Genomic DNA, 17,949 nt, shown 5'->3' on the forward strand with positions numbered 1-17,949 from the left:
CACCTACTTTATACGAACCCGACGCCACATACTTTCTTTACCAGAAAGAAGTCGATTTCGCGTAGACCAAGAATTTGTATATATTACAGGATTAGTAGAATTATCATCATCGGACTCAACAGGCTGAGCTAATGTGGCCGTCACAGAAGGTTCAGTAACTTTTACAGTCGTCACTTCGTTGAAGCGCTCAATAAGGTCTTGTTCATCCCAAGCATCTCCAGAGGTTATGTACTCTACTACAGGAGCTAGCATATGGCGATATGCTTTTGGCATATCTTGAATGAGTACACCATCCTGTGTATTATCTAGTATTTGTGTGTCATAAGGTAATATAGAGCCCACATATTCAGCACCGAGTGCATCGAGCATATCATACATATTCGGCATATCCCGATCCGTACGGACTGCATTAAATACAACGGCATAATCACGATGGCCATATTCACGACAGAATTGAATGGTACGTGCTGCATTTCGTATGGACACCCACAAAGGTTGAGTAACAATTAGAAACCGCTGTGCTAGCTCTACAATAGATTCCAACCCACGACCGATACCTGCAGGACAATCTACAAGTACATAATCATAAGACTTAGCTAAGTGGCTTACAAGTTTTCGATATTTTTTGCGCCCCATATCTTCCCAGCGCACACTTTGACTAGCTGGCAAAAAATATAGATTATCCTGAACTTTCATGACTACATCATCAGCCATGGATTTATCTTCTAATGCATTATATGCATCAAAACATACCTCATCTTCTTTTCCCAAGATAATATCTAAGTCGCGCAAACCAAAATCGCCATCACAAAGAAGAACTCGATATCCTTGTTCGCTAAGCGCAGCCCCTAAGCAGGCTGTTATCGTCGTTTTACCTACGCCACCTTTACCTGAGATAAGACCGATTATATCCCCCATTGTATATCCTTCCTATTCCTTTACACTTGGCTTAATTTCCTGTGTTTCTTTTTTATTGGTTGTTGTTTTTGTATCAGTTGTTTTTGTGTCAGTCGTTTTTGAACTACTAGTAGGCACCTTAAAATAGGCACTCAAAATATCCCGTACAATCGGTCCTGCAGAGCCTGCACCAAAACCACCTTGCTCAACGAGAGCAACGACGACAATTTGAGGCTTATCATATGGTGCATACGCAACAAACCAGCCATGATCTCGGCCATGTGCGTTTTCCGCAGTCCCTGTTTTACCTGCTACAGCAACAGGGAAGCCTTTAAACAATTCACCAGCCGTACCACCTTCGCTAGTTACATCGCGAAGACCTTCTCGAATAAGGTCCATAATATTTTTAGGTACTGGAAGTACGCCTAGGTTCTTAGGTCCAAAAATTTCAGCTGGTGTCCCATCGGGATTATCAACACGACTCACCACATATGGTTGGTAACGAGTACCTCCATTCGCCACTTGACTGAGAAGTACAGCCATCTGTAATGGCGTTACCAAATGGAATGATTGCCCGATAGCCGCATCAAAGGTTTCGCCTAAATACCAATCTTGATCAAATACTTTCCGTTTATACTCTGGACTCGCCACATTACCAGCTGCTTCACCGACCAGATTGATACCCGTTTTTTCACCTAATCCAAAGTAGCGGGCATAGGTATCGATATTTTCAATACCTAGGCGATTACCCATTTCATAGAAATACACGTTATCAGACTTAGCCAAAGCACGATTAAAATTCAACCAACCCAATGCTTCGCCTTCTGCATTTCTCTTATCAATGAGCCAGTGTTTCCCACTATCGAAAATCATTTCATCAGGAGTTACCTTTTTCAAGTCTAATGCAGCTGTACCAGTTACAATTTTAAAAGGTGATCCTGGTGGATATTCACCAGCAATGACCTTATTTTCAAAAGGATGACTCTTGTCATTGTTCAATTGATTCCATTGAGTCGATGTAATGCCCTTGGCAAACCAATTAGGATTAAATTCTGGCGCACTTACCATGGCAAGAACCGCGCCAGTATTAGGGTCTAATGCAACCACGGCTGCACCCGTTGCACCTGAACTACGCAACTGATCCAATTCCTTTTTAACAGCCTCTTCTGCCGCTTTTTGAATATTCACATCAATAGTAAGATGAATATTTGAACCCGGTACAGTATGCTTGCGATCGACCTCTGCTACAGGTCGGCCAGACGCATCAACCTCTAATTGCTTGCCACCGTCAACGCCACGAAGCACTGAATCATATAATTTTTCTAAACCAGCACGGCCTAGGATAGATCCAGCACCAACCGTTGTATTAGGATCTTGTTCCTTAATTTCTGCTAGTTCATCTTCACTTACTTCACCAACATACCCAAATAGCTGAGATGCCATAGTTTCATATGGATAATATCTTAAAGGTTCTACATCGATAGAAACACCAGGCAATTCATGACGATGTTCTTCGATACTAGTCACCACGTCCATGGAGATATCGTTAGCTATACGTATCGGTTCATAACCATGTTTGTGGTCATCTACCTTTTTTTGAATTTCTTCTGGCTTTTTATGTAACAATGTAGCTAGCTTAGCCAATTCATCATCATCTAAAGGTTTTCCATTAGGCATAATAGAAATGGTATAGGCCGGTCTAGAACCGACTAAAATCTGACCATTTCTATCATACATAACCCCACGAGCAGCCGTCATAGGTACAATGCGCAGGCGGTTACCCTCTGCTTTAGCTTGATAATAACCACCCTCTAATATTTGCATAGCAAATAGACGGAGCCCTAGAATAACGAAGATACCCATTACAATATAGAAAAGCACATCAAAACGGCTCGTTTTTTTCCTTTTATATAAACTTTCAAGCACCTATGATTCCCCTTATATGCTTTACTAAATCAGCAATTCTACCAAATATAATCCTCTTTTTCTTCCATAAGGCCCATCATTTTATGTCCTATACCACCTAATATGGCATTCCAAAATACAGTTGGCATAACCATGTGTCCCATGTAAGAAATGAATTGGATATCACCACCACTGGCACCGATCATGATGCAGCGCATAATTCCATCTAGAATTGTACAAACACCGATAATGCCGCATGACCAGTACCAACGCTCTTCGTATACACTACTTTTTACAAGAGACAATAGATATACTACGACAATGTACGGAAAGAGATGTAATCCAAAAAAGTTAGATATCAAAATATCATGAATGGATCCACCTACTACGGCAGCGATAAGCCCCATTTTTCGACCTTTAAAAATCGTGACTAGAACAACGGCCGTCAGTATAGAATTTGGCAGCCAATTCGTATGAAATATGGCCGGTAATAATTGAGCTTGTATAAAATACAAAGCACAACACACGAGAATTAATGCAATATACCTCATTGATTTACCGCTCCTTTAGCCCCTTGCACTTGGTCACGCTGCGTTTGAGGAACTAATTTAGGTTCTAATTTTGCTTTATCTGGTGTTTGCACTGTAGAGGCAGTAATAATAAACACCTCTTCTAAGCGATTAAAATCAACGCTCGGTTGGATAGCCGCGTTTTTCACGAAACCTTCTGTATCATTTGTAATGGTTAATACATTACCCACTAACAAGCCCTTTGGATAAATTCCACCATAACCAGAGGTAATTAATTTATCGCCTACAAGGACATCTCCATCACGTGCAATATTGACCATCATTGGCTCATTAGGATGATTACCATCCCCTTTTACCACACCGGCCAAGCGTGATTCAGGACGCTGTACAATAACACCAATTGCGCTGCGAGGGTCCAAAATAGTTTGAACACGTGCTGAATTAGGATATACATCGGTAACAAAGCCCACAACGCCACTTGGTACGACAACGGCCATATTAGGTTGTATACCATCATTCTCACCACGATCAATGGTAAATGTATTTGACCATGTACCGAAATCTTTAGTAATAATGCCCGCCAAGGTCATCGTAAACTCTGGATGGGACGATTTATAGTTAAGCATCTGACGAAGGCGAATATTTTCGGCCACAACTTCATCGTGATTTAACACCTTTTGTTGTAAATCTGCAATGGTATTATCCTTATCATTACTTTCAACAAAACCCGATATAGCATTATCAATGATACGTATGCCGGTTTGAATTGTTGAAAGCACACGAGCTGAACCATATGTGAATGGGGTAACAATTTTTTCAAATGGTACGGTTACAAAGGGGATACTAGTTCGCTGTTTCCAGGCAAAACCAAGAAGGGCCATGATAATACAGCCGAGGACAACAAAGATTAATAATTTACGATCTGACTGTATCATACACGTCCCCTTCTATCCTTTGAATTAATAATAAAACGAGCTAATTCTACAATTTGACCCGAACTACGATGCAAACCTTGTACAACCTTTAATTCTGGATCAGAAGCAACCTGAACAGGCACGCCCATTTCGGTGCTAATTCGCTCTGCTAGACCTTGCAAACGAGCCATACCACCTGTTAACACAATCCCATGCTGCATGATATCAGCCACTAACTCAGGGGCTGTAACGCGTATCATTTGTTGGATTGCATCTAAAAAGTCTGCAAGGCGTTTATTAATCACTTCGTAGATTTCAGATTGATGAAGTACAGCACGTCTAACAATACCACTTGTCATATCGCGACCAGTAAAGGAAAACTCACAATCCTCCGCAGGTACAACCGCAGTACCTATAGCATGTTTAATATCCGTTATAGTTTGCTCGGATACCATTAAACCAAAACACTGATTAATATATTGCATGATGGCGCGATCTAAATCGCCGCCGCCAAACCGTATCGTCTTACTAATAACCGTGCCACCTAATGAGATAATCCCCATGTCGGCAGTACCTTCACCAATATCAATAACCATAGACCCACGAGCCTCAAAAATTGGTAAACCGGAACCTATAGCGGCAGCCACAGGGCGTTCAATCAGAAAGACTTCCCGCGCGCCTGCTTGGATTACGGCATCCATCATGGCCCGTTGTTCTACATCAGTCATGCCACAAGGAACGCCAACGAGTACACGAGATCTACGCAACGTATTGGATACCTTGTGAAGAAAATATTTTAACATCGTATGCATTACGCGGTAATCGACGATAAAACCATCTTGTAATGGTGTCAACTCCATCCACATATCAGGCATGCGTCGTACAATGCGATCTGCATCATCACCGACAGCAACAATTTTATCTAATTTTGTATCAGTAGCCACAATGGAGGGCTCACTCATCATGGTCTCGCGCGTGCCCCCCATGACACGTGTCATAGACGTACCAATATCGATACTCACGTCTTTTCCAAAAGACGGTAAAATGGAATTCATAATGCTAATCTCCTTCATTACATCATCATTCCATTTTACCACAACTAGCTTAATTTACCAATTTCACTCAAGCTTGTAAACTCGCCATCACCAATGACGATATGGTCTAAGACTGGAATGCCCATAAATTGTCCAGCACTAACAAATAACTTGGTAACACGTATGTCATCATCACTAGGTCTACTATCGCCGGATGGATGATTGTGAATCAAAATAATAGCGGCTGCATTACAAGCAATGGCTTTTCTAAAAACAGCCCGTTGTTCTACAAGACTTGATGTGAGGCCTCCATTAGATATGGTCTCGATGTGAATTAATTTATTCCGAGATGTCAACATAGCCGCTAATACATGTTCTTCTGTTTCATGGCGCAAGCGTTCCATTACATATTGAGCGATAACATAAGGCTGAGAAAAATCTTCGTATGTAGAGGTGATTTTTAACTCACCCAAACGTCGCCCTAACTCTACAGCAGCACAAATAGTAACCGCTTTATCGATACCAACGCCCTTAATTTTTACTAAATCATCTACGGTCATATGGTTTAGTCCATAAATGCCATCTGTGAAAGAATCGATAATCGTATGTGCTAAATCAATTGATGATTGACCTTTTAAACCGGTACGTAATAATATAGCCAATAATTCTTCCATCGCCATTTGTTTAGCCCCTAGGGCAACGAATTTTTCACGTGGCCGTTGAAATGGCAACATATCTTTTACGCTGATAGTTCTGAGTTGCATTGAATTTCTCCATTCTTACAATACATAAACAAATCAGCCTCATATTTCTACCATAACATTAGAATATCTATTTGATGTGTTAACATGACCATCAATATTAATCTAAGACTTTACACCTAATGCTTTACATAATTCTTCATATACATGTTCTACAGGCAACCCTACAACATTTGTATAGGACCCTTCAATCTTATCAATCCACAAAGCGCCCTTTCCTTGGATGCCATAGGCTCCAGCCTTATCCATCGGTTCCATGGAGTCGATATATGACTCGATTTCAAAATCCTGCAGCGTTTTAAAATATACCTTTGTTTCATTGTGAAAGACGATTTCGCGTCCCTTAATGAGTAAGGCTACACCGGTAATAACAGAGTGAACTTGACCAGATAATGTACGAAGCATTGTACGTGCCTCATCCTTACTATGCGGTTTCCCTAGCACCTTTCCATCAAACACAACAATTGTATCAGCACCTAGTACGATGCTACCATCAGGCACATCATTTGCGCAGCGCGCTTTACCAAGAGCTTGTGCTTTCACCATTTCAATAGGATCTGTAATCACTACATTATCTTCTACATAAGAACTAGTAACAACAGTATGGTCTATACCCACTTGATGCAATAATTCCGTTCGTCTTGGTGATTGACTTGCTAAATATAATCCGCTCATTCTTGTTCCTGTTCTTCCGCACTTTTAATTAGACTATCATAATATTCCTTAACATCGATGCCTTGTTTTACCGCATCAGCACGTACCGTGGCATAGAAAATAACATCCGCTTCTGGCACGCGCACACGATTAGGTACAAACTGTTCTAGTGTTTCATAGAATGCATCCTCTGCTTTCAACATAACACGACCATATTGAACCTTTTTCCCTTTAGTAATGGAATATACCATGAACCAAATCGGTCTATCATCAGAGGTAGAGCATTTTCTATATTTATAGCGATAACGTAAATTCGTTAGAAAATCGCGATTATACGCATAAATACCATCAATATCATCATATTTTACAGAAAATGTACGTTTTCTAAAAAAGGATTTTTCTTTGATGATAAATTCAGAATCCGTCAATATATAGGTATAGCGGCTCACAGCTTGTTTAACAATGACAATGAGCGCCATGATTTCTATGAAATATTCTGAAAGTAATATATGGCCCTGCGCAATACTTCTATAGGTGGTAAAAACCATAGCCCCCACCAACAAAATAACAAATACCACTACTAATAATTCTGCACTACGGGTGCGCTGAGATTGTTCACTATATAAAATATTCATACGTAACCCCTTTCAAAAGACTCTGCATACTATTTATTATATAGGATTCAGCTCTGAAAAACTACAAAAACCCCGCCTATATCTAAGATATAAGCGAGGTTTGTATGTAATAGTTTAAACAACTATTAATAGGTTATATTATTTTTTCAAAGCGCTTGTAATACGTTGAGTATCGCGAGCGATCATGATTTCTTCGTTTGTAGGAATTACGAAGATTTTAACTTTGGAACCTTCAGCACTGATTTCTTGTTCTTTACCACGAACATTGTTGCGTTCAGGGTCGATACGTGTGCCAAGGTATTCTAAACCATTGCAGATTGCATCGCGGTTACCGATACCGTTTTCACCGATACCAGCTGTGAAGATGATAGCATCAACACCGCCCATAACAGCAGCGAACGCACCGATTACACGACGAACTTTGTAATGGAACATGTTAAGAGCCAATTTAGCTCGTTTATGGCCATTAGCAGCCGCTTCTTCGATTACGCGGAAGTCATTGGACACACCGGAAATACCCAATACGCCAGACTCTTTGTTCATTACTTTGTCGACTTCTTCATAGGACATGCCTGTTTTATCCATCAAGAATGGAACGATAGCAGGGTCGATATCACCAGTACGAGTACCCATGATCAAGCCAGACAATGGAGTGAAGCCCATTGTAGTATCGATGGAACGACCACCTTTGATAGCGGATACAGAGGAACCGTTACCCAAGTGACATGTAATGATGCGAAGATCAGACATATGTTTACCCATCAATTCTGCGCAACGTTGTGCTACATATTTATGGGATGTACCATGGAAACCATAGCGACGAATGCCATAGTCTTCATAGTAGGAGTAAGGAAGCGCATACATGTAAGCTTCTTTAGGCATTGTTTGATGGAATGCAGTATCGAATACAGCAACTTGTGGTACGTTTGGCATGATAGCTTGGCAAGCTTCGATACCTTGAATGTTTGGTGGGTTGTGCAATGGAGCAAGAGCCGCACATTCTTCCAAAGCTTCCATTACTGCAGGTGTAATCAATACGGAATCAGCGAATTTTTCACCACCATGTACTACACGGTGACCAACTGCATCGATTTCATCCATAGATTCAATAACACCGAACTCTGGATCTACCAAGATGTCGAGCAAGATGCGTAATGCTTCTTTGTGATTCAAAATTGGTTCAACGCGTTCTAATTTGTCTGCGTTTGGACGTTTATGAGTGAAGATAGCGTCTTGATCACCGATCTTCTCAAATAAACCTTTCGCCAATTCAGTTTCGTTTGTCATATCAAGTAATTGATATTTCAAGGAAGAACTACCGCAGTTAACTACTAATACGTTCATTGATTAACCCTCTTTCTTTTGCGTAACGTAAATCTTATCTTTAATTTGTTTGCTGATATCAGCGCCTATTTGATCATCCGTAGGATATCTATAGGTTATATTCCACAATACGCCCTTATCCATAAAGACATATTGAGAGAAACTAGTTTTAATTTTGTTAACGTAAAAATCACCAGTAATGAGCTGTGCTTGCACCCCATTTAAATCGATAAATTCCACATTAACAGTAGCACCCAATTTTGCATATTCAGATTTCTTTTGATCCACAAACTGTGCAACCGTTGGCAACGCTTTATTCGGTGCCAGTTGACGGGCCTCTACAGAAATCAACATATGTTGGCTTAAGCTACCATACGCATCCATAGGGTATCCATCAACACTCGTCGTTTCTGATGTTTTCCCCATTTCATATGGCAAGGCTACAGTCACTTCCGATTGACCGGAACGAATGACTTGATTACCAAAGCTATATATATCCATCACATTATCGGAACCACATCCGGCTAAAGCCAATAAGGATGTACCTAACACGATGGTCTGTAACGCTCGTTTCCACTGTACTTTCATCAAATCACCTCACGTCAAATCAGAATTCACAGATAATTATACCATTACACCGCCTCCCATTCTAGTACTTTCACAAGAAATTCTATAATTCCTAACAAGAAGGCCAAAAATTCCATACATTACACATGCCACCCATTATATAAATTCTTTAATTTATTATATAATAATAGAAAATAAACCTATGAAAGGAACTACGATGAAATCAATCGGTATTATTTGTGAATACAATCCGTTTCACAACGGCCATGCGCATCAATTACATACATTACGTACTACCTATCCTGATGCATTGCGTATCGCCATTATGAGCGGTTCCTTTGTACAGCGGGGCGAGCCTGCGTATTTTAGCAAATTCGACCGTGCTCGATGGGCTATTCATGGTGGTGCCGACGTCGTTATCGAATTACCTACTATCTATTCTCTAGGCAGTGCAGAACTATTTTGTACCGGTGCGGTGCGCCTTATGAAAGCGCTACACATTCATAGCATTTCCTTTGGCTCTGAGCTTGACAATAATGCCATATTGCACACAGCCGCTGAATTTATAAATACGCCGCAAGGGCAAGATGCCATTCAACACCATATAAAAACTGGTGTTTCTTATGGTACGGCATTACGCCAAGTGATTGCTAAGTATGTACAAAATGGAGAACTCATTGACAATGCGCCAAACTCATTACTAGGCCTTGAATATATTCGCGCTGCCCAGCGATATTTTACTAATCTTATGGTCATTCCCATTACTAGACAATCATCACATCATAGTCCTACCCTGTCTCAAGGCCAAGATTTTCCTTCTGGAACCGCATTACGTAAGGCACTCGTAGAAGGCACAACCATCGATGCCTATGTACCACATGCTATCATAGATGATATGCACAAGGTCATTGCACATGATGTCTATGTGGACTACGAAAGATACAATGATATTCTGCATGGCCTCAATCGCTTACTTTCAGCTGCAGAATTAGAAACATATGGAGATTTTACGGAAGGCATTGAACATCGTTGGCACAAGGCTATGCAGCAAGTAAGCTGGACGCACGCACTGGAAGAGATAAAGACAAAACGCTATACCTATGCAAGACTACGTCGCATGGCAGCCTATACTGCGCTACAAATCACTAAGCCAATATTACAAGAAGCTCATATACTAGGTCCTCAATACGCGCGATTATTAGCATTTAATCAGCGCGGTCGCACGTGGTTAAAGCACAATACACCGAGCATTCCGCTTATTCAAAAATGGGCTAAAGCATCAACCATAGTTTCCGATTTTGGTCGCCGAATGATGGAAATCGATACGAAGGCTACTGATCTACAATCTTATAGTTTTAAATCCCCTATGGCCCGCACAGGTCATGAAGATTTTCGCTATTCTCCACAATATATTGAAATATAGGTTATAACAATATAGCCTTATCATATTATTCCCCTACCAAAAAGACTCGACCATATACGTCGAGTCTTTTCATATGTCGATTTGTTATATCTACCTATTATTGTTCGATAGTTACGCCATCAGAGCCATCTAATTCTTGAACCTGTACGCGTACCTTTTCCAAATGAGACGTAGGGATATTTTTCCCTACATAATCAGCGCGTATAGGCAATTCTCGATGGCCTCGATCTACCAATACTGCTAGTTGAATAGATTTAGGACGACCAGATGTCATCAATGCATTTAAAGCAGCACGAATGGTACGACCTGTATACAAAACATCATCTACTAAGATAATGGTTTTTTCTGTAGTATCAATAGAGCAAGGTTCCCCTTCCTTAGGTCGCGTATCCCGATCATCGCGATACATAGCTACATTTAAAGGTTCACACTCAATATGAAGGCCTTCAATAGCTTCAATTTCACTTTGCAGTCGTTTAGCTAGCATAACGCCACGTCGTTCAATACCAACAATAACTGCATTTGAAAGCCCCTTATTACGTTCTAATATTTCATGACTAATACGTCTAATGGCACGTCTAATGGCGTCTCCATCCATTAAAATACGTTTTGTTTCCATAGTCTTATCCCTTATCTACGTTCTCTATATTCCTTAGCGAAGGCGATACAATTTTGAAAGTCCTCCGGTACAGGTGCTTCAAAATGCATAGGTTCACCTGTAATTGGATGCACCACATCCAATGTATGAGAATGAAGTGCTTGTCCCTCTATAGGGAAGTCCATGCGGCGATATCCATAAAAAGGATCGTTAACAACTGGATGTCCAATATGAGCAAAGTGAACGCGAATTTGATGAGTACGCCCCGTCTCTAACACACATTCCACTAATGTATTATATCCATAACGTTCTAACACTTTAAAATGAGTCACTGCTTCCTTACTGTTTTCAAACACTACAGCCATTTTCATGCGGTCTTTAGGATGTCTACCGATAGGAGCCTTAATAATCCCCTTTTCCTCCACGATATTGCCTTGAACGAGAGCTAAATATGTTCGTTTAGCACTGTGTGCTTTTACCTGTTCAGCTAAACCAATATGAGCTGCATCATTTTTAGCAGCCATCATGACACCAGATGTATCCTTATCTAAACGATGTACGATGCCAGGGCGAATTTCACCATTAATACCAGATAAGTCCTTACAATGGTAAAGCAAAGCATTCACTAGCGTTCCTGAGTAATTACCAATTGCTGGATGTACAACCATGCCACGAGGCTTGTTGACGATAATAATATCATGATCTTCATAAAGATATTCAACGGGAATATCCTCTGGTAAAATTTCTACAGATTCTGGTTCTGGAATATCTACAGAAATAGTGCTATCTGCATTAAGGCGTAAGTTAGCCTTACCAACCTTGCCGTTTACCAAAACATGACCAGATTTGATAAGACTCTGGATATAACTACGAGAACCTTCCATCACATCCGTCAGAAATACATCAAGACGCTTTCCCTCTTGTTCCAAAGATACTTTATATTCGTTCATCTATTTCTCCTCACGTTCAGATGTTAGTAAATAATATATGACACATACAACGCCTACACATATACCGATATCTGCAATATTAAAAATAGGCCAAATTCTAAAATCAAAAAAGTCTACTACCCCATGTAGTACATATCGATCTATGCCATTACCTATGGCTCCCGCAATCAACAATGCGGTTCCTACTCGTAATGAAAGTGGACCATTATTAACACGTTTACAATAGAAGCCATATACGATAATTAATACAAAAGCAACGGCTAAAAAGAACCACCGCTGATTCGTCAACATGCCAAAGGCTGCACCGCGATTAATAATATACGTAAGATGGAATACATTGTGAATAACCGGTAGTGATTCACCAAGAGCAAAATGGTTCATCACATAATATTTAGAAGCTTGATCCAATACAAGCCAAATGATTGCAATTAAATAAAACAAGTTATACTCCCTTTTAATAATATATATCTTAATAGTCCTATTATACTAAGTTACATGATTTTAGGCAAAATAAAAAGCCCCTCAATGAGGGGCGTATTTTATTTGTGATTACTCAGCGGAAATTACAGATACTGGGCAAACGGATTCGCAAGAACCGCAGTCGATGCAAGTATCGTTGATTTCGTATTTAGTTTCGCCTTCAGAAATAGCAGCAACTGGGCAAACAGATGCGCAAGAACCACATTTAATGCAACCATCAGCAATAACTCTCATGATAAACCTCCATAGGAACATTATAAAAGAAAACTTATTATTATCATTTAAAAAGGCACTTGCCTTAACTTCTGTTCTCATTATCACACAATAATAATTGAAAGTCAAACGAAAATGATAAAGTTTTGTATATTATTTTGCATAATAATTGTTCCTTTTTATCATATAAAGTCTATGTTTATCATAATTTTGATATTTCTTTTCATTTAAATATTTAAATATATCTTTCAATAATTGAGAATGCACAAATTATCATTTTTATCAAAATACGTACTATTATACTAGGAATTCAATTATCAATATTTATTATCATAAAAACTATTTTTTTATTACAACAGATTTAACGCTTATCTATATTTTAATCTAACATATAAACTTCACTCTAAAAAAGGCCGAATCATACGATTCGACCTCATTTATATTTATAAAGTAAAGTAATATCTTTACTATTATTCACTATATAACAATAATACTATTTTTTTCTTATAGCACTTAGAAAGATGTTAAGAATGTTAGTGTACCTAAAATAACGCCTGCAAGGTTTGGTACGATTAAAATATAATCACGTTTAGGTGATTTTGTCCAACCATATAATACCCAGATCAAACAGGATACTGCTGCAAATAATGGTTGCCATGGTTGACTAGGTTGACCATGAAGATTAGCAATTATTTGTGGGATATAGGCTAAAAATACAAATACACCAATAAATGCACCAATAGAACCAACTAACATGTTAAATCTTTCTTTTGTCATAGATGACCTCCTTATTCAACATTACATTATTATATCTTACACAATATACTATATCATATTTTTTTCGATGTAGTCAATTGTGTAAAATTAATCATGCAAATTAGTTTAATTCATATTGCTTTTGATTACACTTATATGTAATCTATATTAAAATCATATAGGCTAAAATCATAAAAAACGAGGCCGAATCTTACGATTCGACCTCGTGTGTGCTTGTATAGTAGAGTAACCTATTCCCTATTATTTACCAGGGAAGAATGGCCATACCATTGGGATAATAATTAAGCTTACTACGAAGCAAACTAAAATCAATGGAACGCCGGCTTTTACATAATCAGTAAATTTGTATTGACCAGGGCCAAGTACTAATGTATTTGGAGGTGTACCTACAGGTGTACCAAATGCACAAGATGCAGCAACGCCGATAGCCATCAATACAGCATGAGGGTCAGCGCCCATACCTTGAGCAATAGAGATACCGATAGGAGCCAACAATGCACAAGATGCAGTATTAGACATAAATTGAGTCATAATACAAGACAATGCGAATAATACGCCTGTTGCAAAGTAAGGACTTGGGTTATCCCCCATAACACCAATTACTGCATTAGCAATCATTTTACCTGCACCAGATTGATCTAGTGCAGTGGCAACTGGCATCATACCTGCAAATAAGAAAATTGTTACCCAGTCGATAGACGTATACGCTTGTTTTTCGTTTAAACAACCTGTTAATACACAAAGCATTGCGCCAATAACAGCAACCATGCTCAATGGTAAGTTAATACCAAAGTTATCTTTTAATGGTTGACCTAAAATCATAGCGATGATTACGCCTAAAAGAATAATACCAGAGAATAATTGTTTCTTTGGATCATTGGAAATATCTTCTGCTGCCACTTCTTGTTCAACTTCACCAGCATCTGCAATTTCATGTTTAGGTAACAAATGTTTACCAATAAGCATCATGAAAACGATAGTAGCGATAGTCAAAGGAATACCAATCCATGCAAATTCGAAGAAACCAAATGGTTCAATACCAAATTTAGATAATGTACCACTTACAATGATATTTGGTGGTGTACCAACCATTGTAATGATACCACCGATACCAGCAGCAAATGCTAATGGCATCAATTGGCGAGATGCAGGAATCTTAGCAACAGCACAGATACCAACAACTACAGGTAATAAAGCAGCTGTTGTACCAGTGTTAGATAAGAATGCGGACATAGTAGCTGTAACAAGCATGATAGCAAGCATTAAACCGTTTTCACTAGTGCCTGCATGAGAAACTACGGTTTCACCAATCTTTTGGGCTAAACCTGTGTAGAACAACGCAGCACCTACAACGAACATGCCTGCAAACAACACAACTGTACTATCAGATAAACCAGAGAATACAACCTTAGGAGTAATAATCCCCATAAGGCCTAGTGTAATGGCACCGCCTAAAGAAGTAATAGCTAAAGGAATAATTTCCGTAACGAATAAAACAGCCATGACTGCAAGGACGATTAAGGTTTGTTCTGCAGCACCCATACATCATCATCTCCCTTCAGAGAAATGCACTGATTGTAGTTATATGAGGTATAGAATATAGCCTACGATGCTGATAGCACAAGCCATCAAGAAAGTAACCCCATACCCTTCTCTCGTTTTGGGATATCCAAAAAGTAATGCTTCTCCTAGAAATCCTCGGCGATTAAACCAAGAATATTTAGTTCTTCTTTGGAACCAAAGTGATTTACGTTCAACACCAATAATCAGTGCAGTAACTAAAAAAACAATAAATGCCCATACGAAACAAATCAGTATTTTTAATTCAATTGATAACAAGATGACCACCTCTACTATTTTGAAAGCACTAGAAGGTTATTTAGTGAAATTCTTGCTCATCACATAATGACCGATCTGACAAAGCATTTATTGCTAATATACCCCTTTTCTGTATGTTTACATACGATATAAGGGATTTTTTATTCACCAATAGGTGTACCTATATAGGCACACCTTGGTGAATAATTATTAAACTATTAGTGGCTAGACAACATAGCAAGCATTGTACCTGCTGCTACTGCTGTACCAATAACGCCAGCTACGTTAGGACCCATGGCATGCATGAGCAAGAAGTTTGCTGGGTTAGCTTTAGCACCTACTACTTGGGATACACGAGCTGCCATAGGAACTGCAGATACACCAGCAGAACCAATAAGTGGATTTGTTTTACCACCATCGACTAAGCTCATTAATTTACCAAATAATACGCCACCAGCTGTACCACCGATGAATGCAACCAAACCTAAGCAGATGATAAGGAGAGTTTGCAAACTTAAGAAGTGTTCCGCACTCATTGTTAAACCAGTACCAGTTGCTAAGAAGATAGTAACAGTATTGATCAACGCATTTTGAGATGTATCGGACAAACGTTCAGTTACACCAGATTCACGGAACAAGTTACCTAACATCAACATACCTAAAAGGGATGTAATGGAAGGAAGCAATAAAGAAATGAAGATTGTTGCAACGATTGGGAATACGATTTTTTCAAAACGTGTAACTTCACGCAATTGTTCCATTACAATTTCACGTTCTTTTTGCGTAGTGAATAATTTCATTACAGGTGGTTGAATCAACGGTACCAAGGACATATAAGAATATGCGGCAACCGCGATAGCACCTAATAAATGAGGAGCTAATTTAGTAGCTAAGTAGATAGATGTAGGACCGTCTGCACCACCGATGATGCCAATAGCTGCAGCTTCTTGAGCTGTAAAGCCGAGCATCATAGCGCCACCTAACGCAACGAATACGCCGATTTGTGCAGCAGCACCTAACAACAATGTTTTAGGGTTAGCAATAAGCGGACCAAAGTCAGTCATTGCACCTACACCAAGGAAAATTAGAGGTGGGAAGATTTCTTGAGAGATACCAGCACTAATAAGCGCCATAACGCCTTCTTCAAAGCCGTTACGAGGGATATTAGCAAGTACACAACCAAACGCAATCGGACCCAACAATAATGGTTCAAACTCTCTAGCAAATGCTAAATACAATAGGATCAAACCTACAAGAATCATAATAGCATTGTATGTTGTAAATGCGAGGAACCCGCTATCATTTATAACGGATTGAATCGCAACAGCAAAAGCCTCCATATGCGTTCCCCTTTCACAAATATTAAATTGTTATATGACGCGGCGCAGCCGCGCCATAAGACAACACTTGGTATTAGCCAAGAACAACCATATCATCGCCAGTGGATACAGTTTGGTTAGCAGCTACGCGAACTTCTGCAACTACAGCATCATGAGGAGCTGCGATTTCGTTTTGCATTTTCATAGCTTCAAGAATCAACAAAGTTTCGCCTTTTTTAACTGCTTGACCAGCGGATACTGCTACAGATAGGATTTTACCAGGCATTGGAGCTTTTACAGTTTCAGCACCTGCTGGAACTGGAGCTGCTGCTGCAGCTGGAGCTGGTGCTGGTGCAGGAGCTGCTTTAGGAGCTGCTGCTGGAGCTGCTTTAGGAGCTGCTGCAGGAGCTGCAGCTTTTACTTCATTAACTTCTACATCATATGCTGTGCCATTTACTGTAACGTTGAATTTTTTCATCTTAAATTCCTCCAAAATGTGTATATCTACACAATACTTAAATTTCATTTACACATATAGTTCTGATAATCCTATCGATTACCTAAAAACGTTAATCTTATCGATTACCGCGTAAGCGACCTTCCATTTTCCAATTGTAGCTTACGATTGGACGGATATGCGCGATTTGATCAGCGGAATAACCCATTGCCGCTAATGCGCCAACGATAACTGCAACAACATCTTGAGATGGTGCCTTACCGTTAGCTTTTGTAGCATTGCTCATGACAAATGCCTCCTAAAAAAATATTAATTTCTACCGCTTAAACGACCTTCCAAGCGCCATTTAGCACTAGTTGCTGTAGGTCGAATAGATGCAATTTGTTCAGATGAGTACCCCATCGCCACAATGGCACCCACGATAGCTGCTACTACTTCATCCTCATTTTGAGCAGATGCACTTGGTGTAGCCACTGGAGTAGCTGCAGGAGCTGCAACAGGAGCACTTGCCGGTGCCTCTTTTTTCTTTTTCGTAGGGTCAATCAAATGAACGATTGTCATCAAAACGCCTAAAAGAATCAACACAACAAATACAACTGTCATATTAATGGCCATGATTAACCAGGGATTGGTAGTAACTGCTTGTCCTTCCATAATCATTCCCCTTTCTAAAAAATAAATAAAGAAAGGTATC

The 17,949-nt window shown here is 39.5% G+C and carries 22 protein-coding genes; 1 reads left to right on the top strand and 21 read right to left on the bottom strand.

Annotation, left to right across the window (positions count from 1 at the left end; genetic code table 11):
- Window positions 1–3 precede the first annotated feature (3 nt).
- The 10 genes from HMPREF1504_RS02400 to HMPREF1504_RS02445 form a co-directional block, all read right to left on the bottom strand.
- Window positions 4–918, bottom strand: coding sequence for a P-loop NTPase (locus HMPREF1504_RS02400; protein ID WP_016475805.1), 915 nt, complete (start codon window positions 916–918; stop codon window positions 4–6).
- Window positions 919–930: 12 nt separating this feature from the next.
- A complete protein-coding gene (gene mrdA, locus HMPREF1504_RS02405) occupies window positions 931–2,823 on the bottom strand; it encodes a penicillin-binding protein 2 (protein WP_005377362.1) in 1,893 nt (630 codons plus the stop codon).
- 38 nt (window positions 2,824–2,861) lie between these two features.
- Window positions 2,862–3,353, bottom strand: coding sequence for a rod shape-determining protein MreD (gene mreD / locus HMPREF1504_RS02410; RefSeq protein WP_038123135.1), 492 nt, complete (start codon window positions 3,351–3,353; stop codon window positions 2,862–2,864).
- On the bottom strand, window positions 3,350–4,267 hold the full coding sequence (mreC, locus tag HMPREF1504_RS02415) for a rod shape-determining protein MreC (RefSeq protein WP_005377430.1): 918 nt from the start codon (window positions 4,265–4,267) through the stop codon (window positions 3,350–3,352). Before mreC ends, mreD begins: the two co-directional genes overlap by 4 nt.
- The gene (locus tag HMPREF1504_RS02420; protein ID WP_005377434.1) at window positions 4,264–5,301 is read right to left on the bottom strand and encodes a rod shape-determining protein; all 1,038 of its coding nucleotides are present in this window, start codon (window positions 5,299–5,301) and stop codon (window positions 4,264–4,266) included. The genes mreC and HMPREF1504_RS02420 overlap by 4 nt, the downstream gene beginning before the upstream one ends.
- Window positions 5,302–5,345: 44 nt before the next feature.
- Window positions 5,346–6,044: a DNA repair protein RadC gene (gene radC / locus HMPREF1504_RS02425; protein ID WP_009661619.1), complete on the bottom strand. Its 699-nt coding sequence runs from the start codon at window positions 6,042–6,044 to the stop codon at window positions 5,346–5,348.
- A gap of 102 nt (window positions 6,045–6,146) precedes the next feature.
- Window positions 6,147–6,716 carry a nucleoside triphosphate pyrophosphatase gene (locus HMPREF1504_RS02430; protein ID WP_038123136.1) on the bottom strand — a complete coding sequence of 190 codons (570 nt, stop codon included), beginning with the start codon at window positions 6,714–6,716 and terminating at the stop codon, window positions 6,147–6,149.
- Window positions 6,713–7,330, bottom strand: coding sequence for a hypothetical protein (locus tag HMPREF1504_RS02435; RefSeq protein ID WP_005382586.1), 618 nt, complete (start codon window positions 7,328–7,330; stop codon window positions 6,713–6,715). Before HMPREF1504_RS02435 ends, HMPREF1504_RS02430 begins: the two co-directional genes overlap by 4 nt.
- A 138-nt stretch (window positions 7,331–7,468) precedes the next feature.
- Window positions 7,469–8,674 carry an acetate/propionate family kinase gene (locus tag HMPREF1504_RS02440; protein WP_038123138.1) on the bottom strand — a complete coding sequence of 402 codons (1,206 nt, stop codon included), beginning with the start codon at window positions 8,672–8,674 and terminating at the stop codon, window positions 7,469–7,471.
- Window positions 8,675–8,677: 3 nt separating this feature from the next.
- Window positions 8,678–9,241, bottom strand: coding sequence for a hypothetical protein (locus tag HMPREF1504_RS02445; protein ID WP_038123141.1), 564 nt, complete (start codon window positions 9,239–9,241; stop codon window positions 8,678–8,680).
- Between the two features lie 196 nt (window positions 9,242–9,437).
- Here HMPREF1504_RS02445 and HMPREF1504_RS02450 point away from each other — a divergent pair, with 196 nt between their 5' ends.
- Window positions 9,438–10,643 (top strand): nucleotidyltransferase family protein, encoded by a 1,206-nt coding sequence (locus tag HMPREF1504_RS02450; protein WP_038123143.1) that lies wholly within the window; start codon window positions 9,438–9,440, stop codon window positions 10,641–10,643.
- A gap of 97 nt (window positions 10,644–10,740) precedes the next feature.
- Here the strand turns inward: HMPREF1504_RS02450 and pyrR are convergent, their stop codons facing one another.
- The 11 genes from pyrR to HMPREF1504_RS02500 all read right to left on the bottom strand — a co-directional run bounded on the left by pyrR (window position 10,741) and on the right by HMPREF1504_RS02500 (window position 17,909).
- Window positions 10,741–11,262, bottom strand: a complete 522-nt coding sequence (gene pyrR, locus HMPREF1504_RS02455; protein WP_005382582.1) for a bifunctional pyr operon transcriptional regulator/uracil phosphoribosyltransferase PyrR — start codon at window positions 11,260–11,262, stop codon at window positions 10,741–10,743.
- 11 nt (window positions 11,263–11,273) lie between these two features.
- A complete protein-coding gene (locus HMPREF1504_RS02460) occupies window positions 11,274–12,191 on the bottom strand; it encodes an RluA family pseudouridine synthase (protein WP_038123147.1) in 918 nt (305 codons plus the stop codon).
- Window positions 12,192–12,650, bottom strand: coding sequence for a signal peptidase II (lspA, locus tag HMPREF1504_RS02465; RefSeq protein ID WP_071991540.1), 459 nt, complete (start codon window positions 12,648–12,650; stop codon window positions 12,192–12,194).
- A gap of 90 nt (window positions 12,651–12,740) precedes the next feature.
- A complete protein-coding gene (locus HMPREF1504_RS02470) occupies window positions 12,741–12,905 on the bottom strand; it encodes a DUF362 domain-containing protein (protein WP_005377422.1) in 165 nt (54 codons plus the stop codon).
- Between the two features lie 492 nt (window positions 12,906–13,397).
- Window positions 13,398–13,661, bottom strand: a complete 264-nt coding sequence (locus HMPREF1504_RS02475; RefSeq protein WP_004696474.1) for a SemiSWEET family transporter — start codon at window positions 13,659–13,661, stop codon at window positions 13,398–13,400.
- Between the two features lie 240 nt (window positions 13,662–13,901).
- Window positions 13,902–15,203, bottom strand: a complete 1,302-nt coding sequence (locus HMPREF1504_RS02480; RefSeq protein ID WP_038123150.1) for an SLC13 family permease — start codon at window positions 15,201–15,203, stop codon at window positions 13,902–13,904.
- Between the two features lie 39 nt (window positions 15,204–15,242).
- A complete protein-coding gene (locus HMPREF1504_RS10190; RefSeq protein WP_071991541.1) occupies window positions 15,243–15,500 on the bottom strand; it encodes a hypothetical protein in 258 nt (85 codons plus the stop codon).
- Between the two features lie 197 nt (window positions 15,501–15,697).
- A complete protein-coding gene (locus HMPREF1504_RS02490; RefSeq protein ID WP_038123155.1) occupies window positions 15,698–16,819 on the bottom strand; it encodes a sodium ion-translocating decarboxylase subunit beta in 1,122 nt (373 codons plus the stop codon).
- A gap of 73 nt (window positions 16,820–16,892) precedes the next feature.
- Complete coding sequence (locus HMPREF1504_RS02495) at window positions 16,893–17,276, bottom strand: biotin/lipoyl-containing protein (protein WP_005377346.1); 384 nt, start codon at window positions 17,274–17,276, stop codon at window positions 16,893–16,895.
- A gap of 97 nt (window positions 17,277–17,373) precedes the next feature.
- Window positions 17,374–17,541: a hypothetical protein gene (locus tag HMPREF1504_RS10425; protein WP_005377348.1), complete on the bottom strand. Its 168-nt coding sequence runs from the start codon at window positions 17,539–17,541 to the stop codon at window positions 17,374–17,376.
- A 23-nt stretch (window positions 17,542–17,564) separates the two neighbouring features.
- On the bottom strand, window positions 17,565–17,909 hold the full coding sequence (locus HMPREF1504_RS02500; protein ID WP_016475813.1) for an OadG family protein: 345 nt from the start codon (window positions 17,907–17,909) through the stop codon (window positions 17,565–17,567).
- Between the last annotated feature and the right edge of the window lie 40 nt (window positions 17,910–17,949).

This window comes from Veillonella sp. ICM51a, assembly GCF_000524355.1.
GTDB classification, from domain to species: domain Bacteria; phylum Bacillota; class Negativicutes; order Veillonellales; family Veillonellaceae; genus Veillonella; species Veillonella atypica.